This window comes from Pseudomonas sp. NBRC 111140 (genome assembly GCF_001320885.1).
GTDB classification, from domain to species: domain Bacteria; phylum Pseudomonadota; class Gammaproteobacteria; order Pseudomonadales; family Pseudomonadaceae; genus Aquipseudomonas; species Aquipseudomonas putida_P.
On the sequence record NZ_BCBQ01000041.1, the window covers coordinates 14,390 to 32,685 of the forward strand.

An 18,296-nucleotide genomic window follows, 5' to 3' on the forward strand; every position below is an offset into this window, starting at 1 on the left:
GGTATTTTCAGCAGTGCGCTGGCACTGCTGGATCCGCGTAAACCAGGCGACAACGCCAGTTCCTTTCTTCCTACCCTTGTAGACCGTTATCTCTACCCCCATATTGGGGCGACTGACGCGTGAAGGAATACATCTTGAGCGACCTCCTCAACCGCCGCCTGAGCCTGCTCGGCGCCAATCTCCCCCTGCTCAAGCAGTGCCTGCACGGCATTGAGCGCGAATGCCTGCGCGTGACCGACGAAGGTCGCCTGGCCCAGACCCCGCATCCAGACGCACTGGGATCGGCGCTGACCAACGAGCAGATCACCACCGATTATTCCGAGTCGCTGCTGGAGTTCATCACCCCAGCCCTGCCCGACCCGGCCAAGGTGCTCGAAAGCCTCGAAGAGACCCACCGTTTCGTCTACAGCAAGCTGGGCGACGAATACCTGTGGAGCCCGTCGATGCCGTGCACGCTACCGGCCGAGGAGGACATCCCGATCGCCGAGTACGGCACCTCGAACATCGGCAAGCTCAAGCACGTCTACCGCAAGGGCCTGGCCCTTCGCTACGGCCGCACCATGCAGTGCATTGCCGGTATCCATTACAACTTCTCGCTGCCCGAGGCGCTTTGGCCCCTGCTGCGCGAAGCCGAAGGCAGCACTGAAGACGACCGCGACTACCAGTCGTCGGCCTACATCGCGCTGATCCGCAACTTCCGCCGCTACAGCTGGCTGCTGATGTACCTGTTCGGCGCCTCGCCGGCCCTGGACAAAGGCTTTTTGCGTGGCCGCCCGCACCAGCTCGAAGAGCTGGACGCCGAGACCCTGTTCCTGCCCTACGCCACCAGCCTGCGCATGAGCGACCTGGGCTACCAGAGCAACGCCCAGGCCGGCCTTACGCCGTGTTACAACAACCTGGCCAGCTACACCGACAGCCTGCGCAAAGCAGTGGGCACGCCCTACCCGCCTTACGTTGAAGTCGGCACGCATGTGGACGGCGAGTGGGTGCAGCTGAACACCAACATCCTGCAGATCGAAAACGAGTACTACTCGAACATTCGCCCCAAGCGCGTCACCTACACCGGCGAACGGCCGATCCAGGCCCTGACCTCGCGGGGCGTGCAGTATGTAGAGGTGCGTTGCCTGGACATCAACCCGTTCCTGCCCGTGGGCATCGACCTGACCGAAGCGCGCTTCCTCGATGCGTTCCTGCTGTTCTGCGCCCTGGAAGAAAGCCCGCAGCTGGACAACGGCGAGTGCGGCCAGTGCACCGACAACTTCTTGACCGTGGTCAAGGAAGGCCGTCGTCCGGGGCTCGAGCTGCACCGCGATGGCCAGCCTATCGGCCTGAAAGACTGGGCCAGCGAGCTGATCGAGCGTATCCGCCAGTTGGCCGACCTGCTCGACCAGGCCCAAGGTGGCGAAGCCCACGCCAAAGCCCTGGATGCCCAGCAGGCCAAGGTCGACGATACCTCGCTGACCCCATCGGCCCAGGTGCTGGCACGCATGACCGAACATGACGAAAGTTTCGTCCAGTTCTCGCTGCGCCAAAGCCGTATCCACGCCGAAACATTCCGCGAGCAACCGCTGAGCAGCGAAAAGCAGCAGGCATTCGAAACGCTGGCCCGCGAGTCGCTTGCCAGGCAATCAGAGCTGGAGCAAGACGAAGTCGGCGACTTTGACCTGTTCGTCGGTGCTTACCAGGCCAGCATCCTGGCAATCAGCAACTGATGAACCGCACCGCCACCCCACGCAAACCGCGCGCCAGCAGCCAAGCCAGGATCGAAGCGATCCTGGCGGCTGCGCGCGAGCTGCTGGCCGAACAAGGGGTAGCGGCACTGTCCATCTACAGCGTTGCCGAGCGGGCACAGATTCCACCGTCGTCGGTGTATCACTTCTTCGCCAGCGTACCTGCGTTGCTGGAAGCACTGACGGCCGACGTACACCGTGCGTTTCGCGAGGCCTTGAGTGCCCCCATCGACAGCCTTGCCTTCACGACCTGGCACCAACTGTCGCGGCTGATCGAGCAACGCATGCTCGCCATCTACAACGAAGATGCTGCTGCACGCCAGTTGATCCTCGCCCAGCACGGGCTGAGTGAAGTGGTGCAGGCTGACCGCCAGCACGATATGGAACTGGGCGAACTGATGCACAGCCTGTTCGACCGGCATTTCCAGCTGCCGGCGATGCCGGGCGATGTGGATGTGTTCGCGCTGGCCATGGAGCTGAGCGACCGTGTCTACGCTCGCTCAATGCAGCTGTTCGAACAGATCACGCCGCGCATGGCGGAAGAAGGCATGCGCGTGTTCGAAGCCTACCTGTCACTCTACCTGCCCCCCTTCCTGCCCAAGCGCAATGGCGCCTGACCCTAAACATCTACCACCCAGCACAACCAAGTGATCGTTTCAATGAGGCTTGCGCTAGCGCGCCCCCTCAAAGAGACCATTGCTCATGCCCACAGCCAGCAGTTCGCAAACCGATTACGTCAAAGCATTACCCCTGACAGACACAGACACCTTCGACCGCCAGCTAGCCGGCAGAGGCAACATGCTGGAGGCAGCCAGACCCGCGCAGCGTCGTGCCGCCACTGCATTACGCAACCTGTTGAACGGTGCCCCCACCGTGAAACAAACACTGCAAGCCACGCTACACGCTCACCTCGGCATCGACCCCTACACCTGCGGGCTGCAAGACGGCGACAGCCAGGTCACCCTGATGACTTTTGCCGCACGCCTGCTGGCCAGCCCACTATTCGCCACCGCCTATACGACGTGGACCACATGGGGGTTGGACGACTCACAGGCGCAAACGAAATGGGCTGGCAGTGACTGGCTCAGCGAACTCGGCCCTGTAGTGAATGCAGCCCACTTTCAAGCCACCCATGACTACTGGAACGGCCGGATGCCGGGTACAACCCTCTCGCGCCAAAAACATGCAAGCAACCTGCTGCGCCAACACTTTAAGAGCAACCTGGATATGGCGTTTGGCACCGGCAAACTGGACATCGATAACTGGCAACAAGGCCATCAGCCTGACTTGCAATATGCTCAACTGGACTGCCAGCTTCCTAATGGCGCGAGCCTTACCAGCACGGCGGCATTGCTGATTGCACCTCAGCCGAAAGGTTCACGCTGGCTGATGTACAGGCCGGGCGCGCAAACCCCGCTACTGACGTTCGACAATCAGCAAAGCCTGCGCAACTGGGTGCATCAGAACCATTTCTGGTTCTGGTCAGATCCGAGGTATTCGATCACCACGGGCTCGAACGAAAACGTCATCGTCTCACCGATCGCGAACGATGGCTTCAGCGTGTTATTGGATGAGCACCTGCTGCGCATCCAGGCAATTTCCGACCATTTTTTATTCAAGGCCAGCAAAGAGCCTGCAACTCAGCCCCTGGATTGGAGTGACCTGCAGGATTGGGAAGCACAGCGAGGTTCGATCATTTCAGATTCCCTCGACGCCACGACCGACAACACCATTGACGACCTGATCGCTGCCGATGCCGCACTGGCGAACGAAGAGCTGCATTTTGACAGCCTTGAGCAGTACCTGCCGACAAGCTGGCGGCGGCAGCGCATCGAGCGCCAGGAAGCACTGCTAGAGCAGTATCTGGGAGACGATACAGAGCCCTCCTCGGTGGAAGTTACCTGGCTGCGAGAGCAACTGGAGCAGTTGGTTAAGCTTCAGGATTCGCTGAACCTCTTCCTGCTGGAGCTTCCCGACCAAGTCGCTGCCGATGACTGGCAAGCGCCTCATGAGGAACAGACTCGCATAGCGCGAATCAGCCATGAACTATCTCAGGGCTTGCTGCTGGAGGCATGCTTGCAGCACGCCATGGGTGAGCTTTCAGCCACCCACCTGGGCTGGGTGGAAGCGCTCGTTGACAGACCCAGGCCAAGCCTCCAGCGCCCTGTGCAAGCCAGCACCCTCATGCTGGGCACCGGTGATCGTAGCTGGGCGCTATCTGGCTACATGACATTCCGCGCAGCCGTCGGGGACACTGACGACACCTTGGACTATTCACTGCTGCTATACCGCCCCGGTCAACAGGGTGGCCTGATGGCTTTCGAGGATGAAGCCACGCTCACCAGACACCTGCTGGCAACGCTGTGCGGCGCCTGGCCAGACGCGATACTGGACTCGGTGCACGCAGCGGATGCGGTGCAACTGCTAGAGGCACTCTCCAATGCGCCCGCAGTCACACTCGATCAAACGCCCATTCCCGCGCACTTCATGCAGCACTGCGTGCAAACCATCGTCGAGTCACTACCCGCGAACACATCACGAGAGCAAGCCCGGCAGCGGCTGTGCATGAGTGAGAACCAGGCCAGGGCCATCGCCTTGGAGCGGTTCGCTGAGCTGAACCGCAGCAGCCGTGTCCAGACACTTCTCATGCCACTGCAGCACCTTGGTGCCGATGAGCTCACCGAATTGATTGCCCAGGTGAGCGCATACCAAGACGCCGTCCGCGCCGCGGGTGAACTGCTGAAAGTAAGCCTGCCATCGCGCCAGCAGTTCACATGGCACATGCTGGAACACCACGTGTGCAATGAGTTCGGCCTCCAGACCATGCCGAACATAACCCTGAACATTGCCAACAGTGTCACGGTAAAAAAGCAAGTGACCGGCCAATCCGCAGCGGGCGGCGCAGGTTCACGCGACGTGCCAGTGTTCAGCGAGGCGCGCAGTGATGTCAGCCTTGAATCTTTCATCCTCGTGGCGCTTGACGATGAGCGACGGCTCTTGCTGGATAATGCAATCATCACGCTCGATCCGGCCACCCACCCGACGCTGCAGCAAGCACTCACGCCCGCTTACATTGCCGAGCTGATCACCCGGCTAGACGCCGCCGGCAGCTATGAAAACCGCATCGTCAATGCATACCTGGGCTTCGAGCAAGAAACCCCTTGGCAAGTTGAGTGGCGCCACGAAACGCTTCGTGCTCCCTACGCGTATCGGCTGCGCTTGTTGGCACTGTGCAAACCGGCCAGCCTCGATGCTGATGGGCAGCGACTGCTGGAAACCTTCTGCCGCGAACAGGTCAATGCTGTTTCTGCCAGAACGGTTCAATACCTGTCCCTGGTGCTTAGGCCAGGAACCGCAGCAGACGGCTCCAGCGACAGTGTGGGGTTGTCGGCCATACATGTCATAACAGACGCCAATGGCCCAGTGCTGTTGTACATGCCTGGCGCGCCCAATGGCAGTGTCGTTAGCCAGCATGCCAGCACCAGCGCAGCGTGCGAGGCGTTACAGCGCATGGCGCTGGACCCGAAGATGGCCCGCTACCTCGCAACCCAGGCCCAGTCCGGCAACCCAGACCATCATGAAAGTTACATCAACACTGCGCTGCAACAGGGCTTCCGGGTGTTCATAGAGATGGGCGCGTCGCGCTCGGAAACCTTGCCCACGCATGAGTGCCGTCAGGACATGGGCGACCTCATCCGCAGCCACCGCGCGACGTCGCGCAGCCAGGCCGACATGGTGCTTGCAGCGCCCGACGTTTTCGATCGTTACTTCTTCCTGGGGCTGAGGCTCGTGCTTGGCCTGTTGCCCGGCGCAGGCACGGCCTTGGCGCTGTACGATGGCTGGCACACGGCGAATGCTGCGATCACGGCTTTTGCCAAGGGCAACCTGGAGACAGGCATCCAACACCTGGTCAGCCTGCTGCAATCGCTGACCGACGCCATCCTCACGCTCGCGCCGTTGGCAGCCAGCCAACGCAACCCTGCAACTGCAGCGCGTCTGCTTACCCAGCGACGCCAGCGCCTTGATCCGCTGCGGCCAATTACCAGTACTCGCAAGGCGCCTCCTAGCCCGTTCACCGGTTATGAAGCAGGATTGCCTGCTGGCCCAATGGTGCGTTCCACACTGCCGCAGGGTGCTGGCGTGTTCGAGCATGTGGCCACAGGACAACGCTATATTTCCCGCAACAACGCCTGGTATGCAGTGACCTGGGACCCCGCTTACTTCACCTGGAGGCTCAAGCCACAGGGTCTTCGTACCTATCGGCAACCCGTGCGCCTGAGTGAGCAGGGCGTTTGGGGGACACCAGGCAGGCTGAGCGGCTTGCTGGTCGACAATGGCCTAGCGGGCGGCGGCGGCGTACTTACCACCCTTTACGAGAATGGTGTTGCCTACTGGCGTGTGCTGCTTCGCCGCCAACCCCAGCAGTTGACCGGCATGGCGCTGGCACACGACATCAACGACGAACTGAAACGCATCGTCACACGCATGCGCGCAAAACATGAGGCCTACCGCTCGGCCAAGCGAGTAGTGGCCGAAGGGGGGGCACTGAGCGACGCTCAGCAGGCAGTAATCGCCAATGCACGCCAGCAGCTGAGCGATGAGTTGATGCAGAACATCGAGTTCAATGCGCGCAGCCTTGCTCGCCTCAAGGAGCAGCGCTCGACGCTGAGCAGATCGGACTACACCCGGTTCACCTCACTGTGCGAGGCCAACATCAGTGAGATGAGCGTACTCGATATGCATCTGGTGGCCGACCGCTTCACCTTGGCCACGCAACAGTCAATGCGTGCAACCAGTGCCATCCAGGCCCTGCCACTGCCCTCGGTACCCACCCATGTGGTGAGGCGCGCCACGCAGGACTCGCTGCGGGCGAACCAGGAAATGATCGAAACGCTGCAGGAGGTGGAGCGCCTGGCCATTCGTCATCATGCCAGGTGCAACCAATTGCAGGGCAAAGCACTGACCGATTACCTGGCAAAAGTCACAGGCACGGGCCTGACCCTCGATGTAGCCAATACCCGGCTCGTTCGAGCGTCCATCCTGTCGTCGACACTGTTCACCGCAAACGCCGTTGAACACCCACAAATGGCGGCATTCATGGCGCACTTCAACGAACAGGGGGCAGCCTTGCGCAGCACGCTTTTCAGCCATCTTCAACTACAAAGGGCCGGCCTTAGCCGAGCTCAGGAGCGCACCTTCCTGGCCAGCGTGCAAGGCCGCTATACGCGCTTTATTGGCCATGTAACCGCATGGCAAGACACGTTCCAGGACTTGCTGTCGACCAACGAAACACGCTCGTTGCGCCAGTTGATGCGCCAGCTTGTCAGCGATATTGAGGATAGTCTCAATAGCGTCACTGCAAACCGGCAGCGCCCTGCGGTACAGCCCGCTCGCGGTCCAAGCCGTCCACGCCTGTTCGAAACCGCCGAGGGGCCGCTTATCGGCAACGAGTACGTCGAACGGGGGCAGACACGCATGCGCATCAACCACCCCAACTCGGATCAACCTCATACGGTTTATGCCAGGAACGAGGCGGGAGAATGGCTGTTATCCACGCCCGAGCGTGCGGCCCCCACCGAGACGATGTCGAGCCTTGTGGAAACCGCTACTGCCCGGCTGGACGATATCCCGAGGCAACAAACCCGGTTGCGCCAGTACCAGACACCTCAAGCAGTGCCCGTCGACCTGGAGGACATCGCTCAAGGCCATGCACAGCAACTGCGTTTCATCGCCGACAGGATTCGGCAGAAAGCAGGTGGCACGCTCAACCCAGAGCAAACCGCGCTGACGCATAGGCTGGAAACGACCGCCCAGCAGGTACAAGCATTTGGTCGCCAGCTACGAACGGCCCAGACCAAAGCAACCGGCAAACCCACCGTGGGCTATCTGGAAGACCTGCTTGAACAGAATGAAGTGGAAATCGTTTGGTCACGCACACTGAAGCCGAAGACGGACCGCAAGGGCAACCCTGTCGAATACCTGGAGGAGTACCGCATCAATGACCTGGGTACCCAGCAGCCATTGTGGTACGCGCACTTTCACTTCCGCCAGCAACCGGCACAAGGCTTCACTCGGCTTGAAGCAGGTCACCTGAAACTGGCCAGTGAACGCGACATCGGGGAAGGCGCGTGGCGTGGCAGCATGAGCGAGGCACAAGCCAACAGGCTATTCGGCAACCTGCGGCCGGCCAGCTGACAATACATCACCCCCAGAGCTGCAAAACAGCCCTGGGGGTGAATGCTTACAACTTGGCAATGGACACTTCAGTCGACTTCACAAAGGCAATCACTTCGCTGCCAACCTGCAGCTCCAGCTCCTTTACAGAGCGGGTGGTGATGACCGAAGTAACGATACCCGAGGCCGTCTGCACGTCGATTTCCGACAATACTGGCCCTTCGAGGATTTCTTTCACGGTGCCTTTGAACTGGTTGCGGACGTTGATGGCTTTGATGGTCATGATGTTATTCCTTCTCTATGGCTTCAGTCTGGTAAGTGGGTCATTCAGTGCGCCCAACGCAACTGCGTGGGCAGAGGGGCTACAGGATCCGGCTCGGGCGCAGTGCCCGGGGCCGACAGAACACGGTTGAGCACTTCGCTTTCCAGTGCCGCCAGGCGGTGTGAACCACGCGCCCGAGGCCGCGCCAGGTCGACGGTGAGGTCGAGCCCGACTTCGCCGTCCTCGATCAGGATCACCCGGTCAGCCACGGCAACCGCCTCACTGACGTCGTGGGTGACCAGCAGCACGGTGAAGCCATGCTGACGCCACAGGCGTTCGATCAATTGCTGCATCTCGATACGGGTCAATGCATCCAGCGCGCCGAGCGGCTCATCCAGCAACAGCAGGCGCGGCTGGTGAATCAAGGCGCGGGCCAACGCCACGCGCTGCTTCTGGCCACCCGAGAGGGCTGCCGGCCATTCATTGGCGCGATCGGCCAGGCCTACCGCCTCCAATGCATCCAGCGCACGCGGGCGCCAATCGCCAGACAGGCCAAGGCCAACGTTGTCGATTACCTTCTTCCATGGCAGCAGGCGTGCGTCCTGGAACATCAGGCGAGTCTCTTCGCGAGCCTCTTCCAGCGGCGCAGCGCCGGCCAGCAACTGGCCGGCTGTGGGCTGGTCGAGCCCGGCCAGCAGCCGCAGCAAGGTGCTCTTGCCGCAGCCGCTGCGGCCGACGATGGCCACGAACTGGCCGGCCGGAATGTGCAGGTCGATGCCCTTCAACACTTCGCGCTGGCCAAAGGTTTTGCGCAGGCCATTGGAGGCCAGCGGGATGCCACGCAACAGGCGTGGCGGCTGTTCCTTGAGCACGGTCATGCGCCCTCCTTCTTGGCCACTTGGTAGGCTGGGTGCCAACGCAGCCACACGCGTTCCAGGCCACGAGCGGCGAGGTCGGCGAGTTTGCCGAGCACGGCATACAGAACGATGGCCAGCACCACCACGTCGGTCTGCAGGAACTCACGGGCGTTCATTGCCAGGTAACCGATACCGGCGTTGGCCGAGATGGTTTCGGCAACGATCAACGTCAGCCACATGAAGCCCAGAGCGAAGCGCACGCCCACCAGGATCGAAGGCAGCGCCCCCGGCAGGATCACCTGGCGGAACAGGCCGAAGCCGGACAAGCCGTAGCTGCGTGCCATTTCCACCAGCGCCGGGTCGACGTTGCGGATGCCGTGGTAGGTGTTCAGGTAGATCGGGAACAACGTGCCTAACGCGACCAGGAAGATCTTTGCCGACTCGTCGATACCGAACCACAGGATCACCAGTGGGATCAGCGCCAAGTGCGGCACGTTGCGGATCATCTGCACCGAGCTGTCGAGCAGGCGTTCGCCCCAGTTCGACAGGCCGGTGATGAAGCCCAGCACCAGGCCGATGCTGCCGCCGATGACGAAGCCCAGCCCGGCACGCCAGCCACTGATGGCCAGGTGGGTCCAGATTTCGCCGCTGCGCACCAGCTCGACACCGGCGCTGACCACTGCGCTGGGCGCCGGCAGAATGCGCGTCGACAGCCAGCCAGCACTGACCGCCAGCTGCCAGGCTGCCAACAGCAGCACCGGCAACGCCCAGGGCGCCAGGCGCTGGGCCAGGTTGGAGGAAGTTGCACGACTCATGGCCCGGCCCTCAGCTCTGCGATACGGACTTGGGCAGGATGTCGTTGGCCACCATCTCGCCGAACGGGCTCACGTAACCACCGGTCTTTGGTTGCTCCGGGCGCTGCACATCCAGGTGCGGGAACAGCAGTTCGGCCACGCGGTACGACTCTTCCAGATGTGGATAACCGGAGAAGATGAAGGTATCGATACCCAGCTCGGCATATTCCTTGACCCGCGCCGCCACAGTCGGGCCATCGCCTACCAGCGCGGTTCCCGCCCCACCACGTACCAGCCCGACACCCGCCCACAGGTTGGGGCTGACTTCCAGGTTGTCGCGGTTGCCGCCGTGCAGGGCAGCCATGCGCTGCTGGCCCACCGAGTCGAAGCGCGCCAGCGAGGCCTGGGCGCGGCTGATGGTGTCATCGTCCAGGTGCGAGATCAGGCGGTCGGCGGCAGCCCAGGCTTCTTCGTTGGTTTCCCGCACGATCACATGCAGGCGGATACCGAAGCGCACTTCGCGGCCTTGGGCAGCAGCTTTTTCACGCACTTGGGCGATTTTTTCAGCAACGGCGCTCGGTGGCTCGCCCCAGGTCAGGTACAGCTCGACCTGTTCGGCGGCCAGGTCCTGTGCGGCCTCGGACGAACCGCCGAAATACAGTGGCGGACGTGGTTGCTGAATCGGTGGGTAGAGCAGCTTGGCGCCCTTTACCTGGATGTGTTTACCGTCGTAATCGACGTTTTCGCCTTCCAGCACCTTGCGCCAGATACGGGTGAACTCGACCGAGGCTTCGTAGCGCTCCTGGTGGTTCAGATGCAGGCCGTCACCGGCCAGCTCGTCAGGGTCGCCACCGGTTACCAGGTTGAACAGCGCACGGCCATTGGACAGGCGATCCAGGGTTGCCGCCTGGCGGGCCGCTACGGTCGGCGAAATGATGCCCGGGCGCAGGGCCACGAGAAACTTCAGTCGCTGTGTCACCGGGATCAGCGACGCTGCCACCAGCCAGGAGTCCTCGCAGGAACGGCCGGTAGGGATCAGCACCCCACCAAAGCCCAAGCGGTCGGCGGCCTGCGCAATCTGCTGCAGGTAACCGTGATCGACCGCACGAGCGCCGTCGGAAGTGCCCAGGTACTTGCCGTCACCGTGGGTTGGGAGGAACCAGAAAATGTTAAGGCTCATTGGAGTTGTCTCCTCAAGGGTGGCTCAAGCCGGAGCGTCGCCCCGGCACAGGCGAAACAATCAAGGCGCGCTAGCGACCTTGGCCGGGGGTGTCCAGATCACGTCCTTGATGCTCAGCGGCTTGGGTATCAGCTTGAGCGCCTGGAAGGTGTCGGCGATCTTCTGTTGCGCAGCCACTACCTCTGGCGTCAGTGGCGCGGCACCATAGCCTTGACGCTTGACCGAGGTCAGGGTGATGTCGGCGGGCAGGCCGAGCAGCGGTGCGACCTGGTCGGTCACTTCCTGCGGGTTGGCCTGGGACCACTCGCCCACGGCGCGCACTTCCTCGATCACCGTGTTGATCACTGCCGGGTGCTGGGTCGCGTAGTTGCGGGTGGCCAGGTAGAACTGATGGTTGTCGACCAGGCCCTTGCCGTCACGCAGGGTGCGCGCTTGCAGCTGTTGTTCGGCGGCGGCCTGGTAAGGGTCCCAAATCACCCAGGCATCGACGCTGCCACGCTCGAACGCCGCGCGGGCATCGGCCGGGGGCAGGTAGACCGGCTGGATATCGCTGTATTTGAGGCCGGCGTCTTCCAGGGCGCGCACCAACAGGTAGTGCACGTTGGAGCCTTTGTTGAGAACGACTTTTTTGCCCTTGAGGTCCTTCACCGACTGGATCGGCGAGCCCTTCGGCACCAGAATCGCCTCGCTGTGCGGCGCAGGCGGCTCGTAGGCCACGTAGAGCAGATCGGCACCAGCGGCTTGGGCGAACACGGGCGGGGTTTCGCCTGTTACGCCGAAATCGATGGACCCGACGTTGAGCCCTTCGAGGAGCTGCGGGCCACCGGGGAATTCGGTCCACTGCACCTGCACGCCCTGCTCGGCCAGGCGCTTCTCCAGCGTGCCCTTGGCCTTGAGCAGCACCAAGGTGCCGTATTTCTGGTAACCGATACGCAGGCTTTCGGCCTGGGCTTGAGTAATGGCGCCGAAGGACACAGCCGCCGCAAACAGGGCGACCAGACCGCGACGCAAGAAGACAGTGCGCATGGCGCTCTCCTGTGCGAATGAGGTTCGGGTTGCACCTGCTTGCCTCGTTGTCGGGCGAGTAAGGTGGTGTAGCGGGTAGTGCCGTTCAGATGCTCCAGCGAGCGCTGATCAAGCGTTCGTTCAGTACGCCAGGCGCCACGGGGCGCGGCCGGCGGGCCAGGGCAACGTGGAAGGTTTCCAGCGAGTCGTGCAGGCGCTCTTCAAGTGCGGGTACCAACTGTGCCGGCCGGGCGCCTTCTGCGTAGGCAACCTGGCTGTCGTCGGCGAAGATCCCTTGCAGGGTCTCTTGCGCCTTGAGTGCCGACAGCACCGGCTTCAATGCGTAATCCACCGCCAGCATGTGGGCGATGCTGCCACCGGTGGCGATTGGCAACACGATCTTGTGGGCCAATGCGCGTTCGGGCAGCAGGTCGAGCAGTGTCTTCAATGCCCCGGCGAACGATGCCTTGTACACCGGGGTAGAAACGATCAGGCCATCGGCCTGGGCCACCAGTTGCTGGAAGTGCTGCACCTGCGGGCTGTCGAAACGGGCATGCAGCAAGTCTTCGGCGGGGAAGTCACGCACCTGGAAGGTCACCACTTCAACGCCACGGTTCTGCAGCCACTGGCGCGAACGCTCGAGCAGCACGCCGGAGCGTGAACGGGAACTTGGGCTACCACCGATTGATACCACCAGCATTGCAGCGCTTCCTTGTGTTCTGTTGGAGCAGACATTAACAGCTGGCATATATATCTAGAAATCATATTTTTTCATTTGTTTATTCCATAAAGTGCTTTGTAGGGTTTGAGATCTTAGGGCCGCTTTGCGGCCCATCGCGACACAAGGCCGCTCCTACAAAGGACCGCGACCTGCATGTAGGAGCGGCCTTGTGTCGCGATGGGCTGCGCAGCAGCCCTAGGCCTCAAAAAGCCTGCAGGCATAAAAAAGGGCCGTCGAAACGGCCCGAAAATCCCTGCTTGGCTAAGAGCGATGCAACGAGGAATCCATTAGCGATTTGGCTGAGGGGTTAGCCGCAGATAGGGTTTGACCGCCCGGTAACCTTTGGGGAAGCGCTGCTTGATCTCTTCCTCATCTTTGAGCGAAGGCACGATCACCACCTCGTCGCCGTCCTGCCAGTTACCTGGCGTGGCGACCTTGTGGTTGTCGGTCAACTGCAGCGAATCGATCACTCGCAGGATTTCGTTGAAGTTGCGCCCGGTACTGGCCGGATAGGTGATGGTCAGGCGCACCTTTTTGTTCGGGTCGATGACGAACAGCGAGCGCACGGTCAGGGTGTCGCTGGCGTTCGGGTGAATCAGGTCGTACAGGTCGGATACCTTGCGGTCGGCGTCGGCGATGATCGGGAAATTGACCACGGTGTTCTGGGTTTCGTTGATGTCCTCGATCCAACGGTGGTGCGAGTCCACCGGGTCCACCGACAGGGCGATGGCCTTGACCCCACGCTTGGCGAAATCGTCTTTGAGCTTGGCCGTCAGGCCCAGCTCGGTGGTGCACACCGGGGTGAAGTCGGCCGGGTGAGAGAACAACACCCCCCAGCTATTGCCCAGCCACTCGTGGAAGCGGATCTTGCCTTCGCTGGAATCCTGTTCGAAATCGGGGGCGATATCGCCGAGTTTGAGGCTCATGGGCTGCGGCTCCTTGGCTGGGTTCTGTACCGTATGGGTTCAATGTGCCTGCATTCGGTTAAAAACAAAAAGAATAAATAACGATTTATTTATAACCATAATGCATACGAATGTGCAGGCACAAAAAAGCCTCGCACTAGGCGAGGCTTCTTGTTCAGCTACGGCTTACAGGAAGTTGTAAGTGTAGTTGAAGATCAGACGGGTCTGATCCTGGTCAGCCAGCGAGCTGGTGCCGGTGCCACGGTATACGCCGTGACGCAGGCTGGCGCCCAGGCCCTTGAAGGTGCCTTCCTGGATAACGTAGTCGACGCGAGCGTCACGTTCCCATTCGCTGAAAGTACCGCCGCCAACGGCGTTCTTGCCGTCTTCACCTTTCAGGTAGGCAACCGAGGCTTTCAGGCCCGGCACGCCCAGGCGAGCGAAGTCGTAGGCGTACTGACCGAAGGTGGTGTTTTCACCGGCCTTGGCGAACTGGTTGATCATGCTGTCGGTGAACAGGTAGAAGCTGGAACCACCGGCGCCTTCGTTGCGGCCGTTGCCGTCAACCACGCTGCCCTGGTTCAACCAGACGAAGCCACCGTCGTCATTGACGCGCTGGTGGCCGAGCATCAGCGAGTGGCCACCCAGGGTGTAGGTGAACATCGCGGACCAGGTCTTGTTGTCGACCTCGCCAGTGTTCTTGGCGTAGCCACCGTTGTTGTTGAAGCGGTAGCCGGCTTCGCCGTTCTTGCCGTCGCTGCTGCTGTCGAAGTAACGCAGGTCAGTCTTGAACGACTGGTCCTGGTCGATCTGGAACACGTGGGTCAGGCCCAGGAAGTGCTGCTTGTAGTAGTCTTCCAGGTTCGAGTAGTAGTACTGCAGGGTCAGGTCTTTGGTGAGCTTGTAGTCCAGGCCGCCGTAACGGAACTTGTTGCTGTCCTGGGTACCACCGTTGACCGACAGACCCGTACGGTTGCTCGACGCACGGCCCATGGCGTGGGTCAGCTGACCGGCGTTGATGGTCAGGTTGTCGATTTCCTTCGACTGGATGGTGCCACCCTCGAAGGTTTGCGGCAGCAGACGGCCATCGTTGGAGACCAGGATCGGCAGGTTCGGCGCCAGGGCGCTACCGAAGTGCACCTCGGTCTTCGAGAAGCGGGCCTTGGCGTTGGCGCCAACACGCGCCCACTGGCTCACAGCCGAACCGTCGGTGTCGCTTGGGAAGAAGCTGCTGTTGTCAGGGTGCTTGCCACGGCCACCGTCCAGGTGGATACCCCACAGGGCCTGGGCATCGACACCAAAACCAACGGTGCCTTCGGTGAAGCCGGAGATGTAGTCGAGCTTGAAGCCCTGACCCGATTCGCGGTTGTCTGCACCGCCGTCACGGTTGTCGTTGTTGAAGTACATGGTGCGCGAGCTGAGCGACAGTTTGCTGTCTTCAACGAAACCGGCAGCGCCTGCTTGTTGGGCGAGAACCCCCAGTGCCACGGCCAGAGCCAGGCTGGACTTGTACATGTTTTGCTCCTCTACGTTCTAATTCTTGTGTATCTCTGGCGGAAGGGTCTGCTGCCCCGCTCACCGTGGATTGGCGATTTAGTCCCAAAGCGTGACCATTAAGTCAATCGTTTCTAAACGTTTCGCGACTTTGGTCTAAGACGCCACCTGCGCTACAGGATAATGACAATCCTATAAATCCAAAATGACCGTTTTATGAATTCGTAAGATTTTTACGGAATATGGTTGGAACCTTTACTGCCATTCGTTGTAGCAGCCGCACAATTCATAACTTTTGGTTATTTGCAAACGTTTGCTCATAACCTAATACCGTATCGTTCTATAGGGACGAAAAAGCCTAGCAGGCTCCGCTGATTTCGCCATTGAGCGAAACCACCGCGTCAGAGCGCCCAGCCGCTTAAAGCATTTGTCTCCTAAGCTAATGCAAAAAAGTTATTTATTTTAACTTTATTAGATCATTTAGCCTTCTCGTCATCCAGCCCCCAATTGCCTGACGAGAGGTTCAACCATGATCCCGCACGCTCCGCTGCGCCTGTTCGCTGCCCTGACCCTCGCCAGCACCAGCTGGTTAGCCCAGGCTGCCGACCTGACCGTGGCCTACCAGACCACCGTTGACCCAGCCAAAGTGGCCCAGGTGGATGGCGACTACGAAAAGGCCAGCAAGGCCAGCATCGACTGGCGCAAATTCGACAACGGCGCCGACGTGATCACCGCAGTGGCCAGCGGCGACGTGCAGATCGGCTACCTGGGTTCCAGCCCACTGGCCGCGGCTGCCACCCGCAAGCTGCCGGTCGAGACCTTCCTGATCGCCACGCAGATTGGTGCCGGTGAGGCGCTGGTCGCTCGCGACAGCATCAAGACCCCGCAGGACCTGGTCGGCAAGAAAGTCGCCGTACCGTTCGTTTCCACTGGCCACTACAGCCTGCTGGCGGCCCTGAAAAGCTGGAACATCGACCCTTCCAAGGTACAGATCCTCAACCTGGCCCCACCGGCCATCATTGCTGCCTGGAAGCGCGGCGACATCGACGCCACCTACGTATGGGACCCGGCCCTGGGCGTGGCCAAGGAAAATGGCAAGGTACTGATCACCTCCGGCGAACTGGCCCAGAAAGGCGCGCCAACCTTCGACGCCTGGATCGTGCGCAAGGACTTCGCTGAGAAACACCCTGATGTGGTCAAGGCGTTTGCCAAGGTCACGCTCGATGCCTACGCCGACTACCGCAAAGACCCGAAAGCCTGGCTGGCCGACAAGGCCAACGTAGACAAGCTGGTGAAGCTGTCCGGCGCCAAGGCCAGCGACATCCCGGTGCTGCTGGAGGGCAACGTCTACCCACTGGCTGCGGACCAGGCCAATGCCCTGGGCGCGCCGACCACCCAAGCACTGACCGATACCGCCAACTTCCTCAAGCAGCAAGGCAAGGTCGAAGCCGTGCTGCCGGACTACTCGCCGTACGTCAGCGCCAAGTTCCTTCCAAACTGATCCGGAGCCCGTCATGGCCTTGCTCGAACTGGAGCGCATCAGCGCACAGTACCCTGGCGCCAGCACCCCGGTGCTGGCCGACATCAACCTGAGCCTGGGGCCTCGCCAGTTGCTGGTGGCCCTGGGGCCTTCGGGCAGCGGCAAGACTTCGCTGCTCAACCTGATCGCCGGCTTCGTCGCCCCCAGCGGCGGGCGCATCACCCTCGACGGCTTACCGGTGCAGGGCCCAGGTGCCGAGCGCGGTGTGGTGTTTCAGGACGATGCCCTGCTGCCATGGCAAAACGTGCTGGGCAATGTCGCCTTCGGCCTCGAACTGGCCGGCGTGCCCCGCGCTCAGCGTGAGGCCAAGGCCCGTGAAATGCTCGCCCTCGTCGACCTCGCGGGCTTCGGCGAACGGCGCATCTGGCAGTTGTCCGGTGGCCAGAAACAGCGGGTGGGCCTGGCCCGCGCGTTGGCGGCCGACCCTCGGGTATTGCTGATGGATGAACCGTTCGGCGCCCTCGACGCCTTCACCCGCGAGCAGATGCAGGAACTGCTGCTGCAGGTCTGGCAGCGCACCGCCAAGCCGGTGTTCCTGATTACCCACGACATCGAAGAAGCCGTGTTCCTCGCCAGCGAGCTGGTACTGCTGGCCCCCAACCCTGGGCGCGTGGTGGAACGCCTGCAACTGGACTTCGGCCAGCGCTACGCCGCTGGCGAATCGGCCCGGGCCATCAAGTCCGACCCTGCCTTCATCGAAACCCGCGAGCATGTGCTGGCGCGGGTATTTTCCCAACGCCAAAGCCTGCAGGAGCCCGCATGAGCAGCCTGGACCTGCCGGTCGCCGGCAAACACGACACCCAAGCCCGGCCAGCCGCCAAGCTGCGCCGCCCACTGTCCACCCGCTGGATCAGCACCCTGACCCTGACCAGCCTGCTGCTGGCCTGGTGGCTGGTGACGGCCGCCGGCTGGATCGAGCCGCTGTTCCTGCCCTCGCCCGGCGACATTCTGGCCAGGGCCTGGACACTGCTCACCCAAGGCTACATGGACGCCAGCCTGTGGCAGCACCTGGGCGCCAGCCTGGGCCGCATCGGCTTGGCCCTGCTGGCCGCCACCCTCACCGCCATCCCGGTGGGCATCGCCATCGGCTACAACCGCGTGGCGCGCGGCATTCTCGACCCGCTGATCGAGTTCTATCGGCCGATCCCACCGCTGGCCTACCTGCCGCTGATCGTCATCTGGTGCGGTATCGGCGAGCTGTCCAAGGTGCTGCTGATCTACCTGGCCATCTTCGCCCCCATCGCCATTGCCACCGCCACCGGTGTGCGCACGGTCGACCCGGCCAAGCTGCGGGCGGCGCAGTCGCTGGGTGCGACCAAGGCCCAGCTGATCCGCCATGTGATCCTGCCCAGTGCGCTGCCCGACATCCTTACCGGCATCCGCATCGGCCTGGGCGTCGGCTGGTCGACCCTGGTCGCCGCCGAACTGATCGCCGCCACCAGCGGCCTGGGCTTCATGGTGCAGTCGGCGGCGCAGTTCCTGGTCACCGACGTGGTGGTGCTGGGCATTCTGCTGATCGCCCTGATCGCCTTCGCCCTGGAAATGAGCCTGCGTGCCCTGCAACGCAAACTGGTGCCCTGGCATGGGCAGAGCCACTGATTGCCGACTGACCACGCCGGCAACCCGGCGCCTAG

Annotated in this window: 14 protein-coding genes; 6 read left to right on the forward strand and 8 right to left on the reverse strand. The window is 61.7% G+C overall.

Features of this window, described 5'->3' with window-relative positions:
* Positions 1-134 precede the first annotated feature (134 nt).
* The 3 genes from gshA to APH42_RS15055 all read left to right on the forward strand — a co-directional run bounded on the left by gshA (position 135) and on the right by APH42_RS15055 (position 7,925).
* Entirely contained in the window at positions 135-1,712 is a 1,578-nt protein-coding gene (gshA, locus tag APH42_RS15045; RefSeq protein WP_171577235.1) for a glutamate--cysteine ligase, read from the forward strand.
* Positions 1,712-2,347 (forward strand): TetR/AcrR family transcriptional regulator, encoded by a 636-nt coding sequence (locus tag APH42_RS15050; RefSeq protein ID WP_060493644.1) that lies wholly within the window; start codon positions 1,712-1,714, stop codon positions 2,345-2,347. The genes gshA and APH42_RS15050 overlap by 1 nt, the downstream gene beginning before the upstream one ends.
* Before the next feature lie 181 nt (positions 2,348-2,528).
* Positions 2,529-7,925, forward strand: coding sequence for a dermonecrotic toxin domain-containing protein (locus tag APH42_RS15055; RefSeq protein ID WP_156352770.1), 5,397 nt, complete (start codon positions 2,529-2,531; stop codon positions 7,923-7,925).
* Positions 7,926-7,971: 46 nt separating this feature from the next.
* Here APH42_RS15055 and APH42_RS15060 read toward each other — a convergent pair whose 3' ends face one another.
* The 8 genes from APH42_RS15060 to APH42_RS15095 form a co-directional block, all read right to left on the reverse strand.
* Positions 7,972-8,187: a molybdopterin-binding protein gene (locus APH42_RS15060; RefSeq protein WP_008095172.1), complete on the reverse strand. Its 216-nt coding sequence runs from the start codon at positions 8,185-8,187 to the stop codon at positions 7,972-7,974.
* Positions 8,188-8,231: 44 nt separating this feature from the next.
* Entirely contained in the window at positions 8,232-9,044 is an 813-nt protein-coding gene (gene ssuB, locus APH42_RS15065; protein ID WP_012270046.1) for an aliphatic sulfonates ABC transporter ATP-binding protein, read from the reverse strand.
* Entirely contained in the window at positions 9,041-9,838 is a 798-nt protein-coding gene (ssuC, locus tag APH42_RS15070; protein WP_012270045.1) for an aliphatic sulfonate ABC transporter permease SsuC, read from the reverse strand. Before ssuC ends, ssuB begins: the two co-directional genes overlap by 4 nt.
* 10 nt (positions 9,839-9,848) lie before the next feature.
* Complete coding sequence (gene ssuD / locus APH42_RS15075) at positions 9,849-10,997, reverse strand: FMNH2-dependent alkanesulfonate monooxygenase (RefSeq protein WP_012270044.1); 1,149 nt, start codon at positions 10,995-10,997, stop codon at positions 9,849-9,851.
* Between the two features lie 60 nt (positions 10,998-11,057).
* On the reverse strand, positions 11,058-12,023 hold the full coding sequence (locus tag APH42_RS15080) for a sulfonate ABC transporter substrate-binding protein (RefSeq protein ID WP_012270043.1): 966 nt from the start codon (positions 12,021-12,023) through the stop codon (positions 11,058-11,060).
* Between the two features lie 85 nt (positions 12,024-12,108).
* Positions 12,109-12,702, reverse strand: a complete 594-nt coding sequence (gene ssuE, locus APH42_RS15085; protein ID WP_012270042.1) for an NADPH-dependent FMN reductase — start codon at positions 12,700-12,702, stop codon at positions 12,109-12,111.
* Positions 12,703-13,010: 308 nt separating this feature from the next.
* Positions 13,011-13,649, reverse strand: a complete 639-nt coding sequence (locus APH42_RS15090) for a peroxiredoxin (protein ID WP_012270041.1) — start codon at positions 13,647-13,649, stop codon at positions 13,011-13,013.
* Between the two features lie 165 nt (positions 13,650-13,814).
* Positions 13,815-15,143, reverse strand: coding sequence for an OprD family porin (locus tag APH42_RS15095; protein WP_012270040.1), 1,329 nt, complete (start codon positions 15,141-15,143; stop codon positions 13,815-13,817).
* Between the two features lie 508 nt (positions 15,144-15,651).
* Between APH42_RS15095 and tauA the strand changes: the two genes are divergently transcribed.
* Genes tauA through tauC form a run of 3 tightly spaced genes read left to right on the forward strand, consistent with a single transcriptional unit; the run spans position 15,652 to position 18,261 of the window.
* Positions 15,652-16,623: a taurine ABC transporter substrate-binding protein gene (gene tauA / locus APH42_RS15100; RefSeq protein ID WP_060493646.1), complete on the forward strand. Its 972-nt coding sequence runs from the start codon at positions 15,652-15,654 to the stop codon at positions 16,621-16,623.
* A gap of 13 nt (positions 16,624-16,636) precedes the next feature.
* On the forward strand, positions 16,637-17,425 hold the full coding sequence (gene tauB, locus APH42_RS15105; protein ID WP_012270038.1) for a taurine ABC transporter ATP-binding subunit: 789 nt from the start codon (positions 16,637-16,639) through the stop codon (positions 17,423-17,425).
* A complete protein-coding gene (tauC, locus tag APH42_RS15110) occupies positions 17,422-18,261 on the forward strand; it encodes a taurine ABC transporter permease TauC (RefSeq protein WP_012270037.1) in 840 nt (279 codons plus the stop codon). The genes tauB and tauC overlap by 4 nt, the downstream gene beginning before the upstream one ends.
* Positions 18,262-18,296: the final 35 nt, after the last annotated feature.

What these genes read in the sequence shown, in the direction of transcription:
- APH42_RS15050 (WP_060493644.1), top strand. Translation starts at nt 1,712, where the DNA reads ATGAACCGCACCGCCACCCCACGCAAACCGCGCGCCAGCAGCCAAGCC.
- APH42_RS15055 (WP_156352770.1), top strand. Translation starts at nt 2,529, where the DNA reads ATGCTGGAGGCAGCCAGACCCGCGCAGCGTCGTGCCGCCACTGCATTA.
- APH42_RS15060 (WP_008095172.1), bottom strand. Translation starts at nt 8,187, where the DNA reads ATGACCATCAAAGCCATCAACGTCCGCAACCAGTTCAAAGGCACCGTG.
- ssuB (WP_012270046.1), bottom strand. Translation starts at nt 9,044, where the DNA reads ATGACCGTGCTCAAGGAACAGCCGCCACGCCTGTTGCGTGGCATCCCG.
- ssuC (WP_012270045.1), bottom strand. Translation starts at nt 9,838, where the DNA reads ATGAGTCGTGCAACTTCCTCCAACCTGGCCCAGCGCCTGGCGCCCTGG.
- ssuD (WP_012270044.1), bottom strand. Translation starts at nt 10,997, where the DNA reads ATGAGCCTTAACATTTTCTGGTTCCTCCCAACCCACGGTGACGGCAAG.
- APH42_RS15080 (WP_012270043.1), bottom strand. Translation starts at nt 12,023, where the DNA reads ATGCGCACTGTCTTCTTGCGTCGCGGTCTGGTCGCCCTGTTTGCGGCG.
- ssuE (WP_012270042.1), bottom strand. Translation starts at nt 12,702, where the DNA reads ATGCTGGTGGTATCAATCGGTGGTAGCCCAAGTTCCCGTTCACGCTCC.
- APH42_RS15090 (WP_012270041.1), bottom strand. Translation starts at nt 13,649, where the DNA reads ATGAGCCTCAAACTCGGCGATATCGCCCCCGATTTCGAACAGGATTCC.
- APH42_RS15095 (WP_012270040.1), bottom strand. Translation starts at nt 15,143, where the DNA reads ATGTACAAGTCCAGCCTGGCTCTGGCCGTGGCACTGGGGGTTCTCGCC.
- tauA (WP_060493646.1), top strand. Translation starts at nt 15,652, where the DNA reads ATGATCCCGCACGCTCCGCTGCGCCTGTTCGCTGCCCTGACCCTCGCC.
- tauB (WP_012270038.1), top strand. Translation starts at nt 16,637, where the DNA reads ATGGCCTTGCTCGAACTGGAGCGCATCAGCGCACAGTACCCTGGCGCC.
- tauC (WP_012270037.1), top strand. Translation starts at nt 17,422, where the DNA reads ATGAGCAGCCTGGACCTGCCGGTCGCCGGCAAACACGACACCCAAGCC.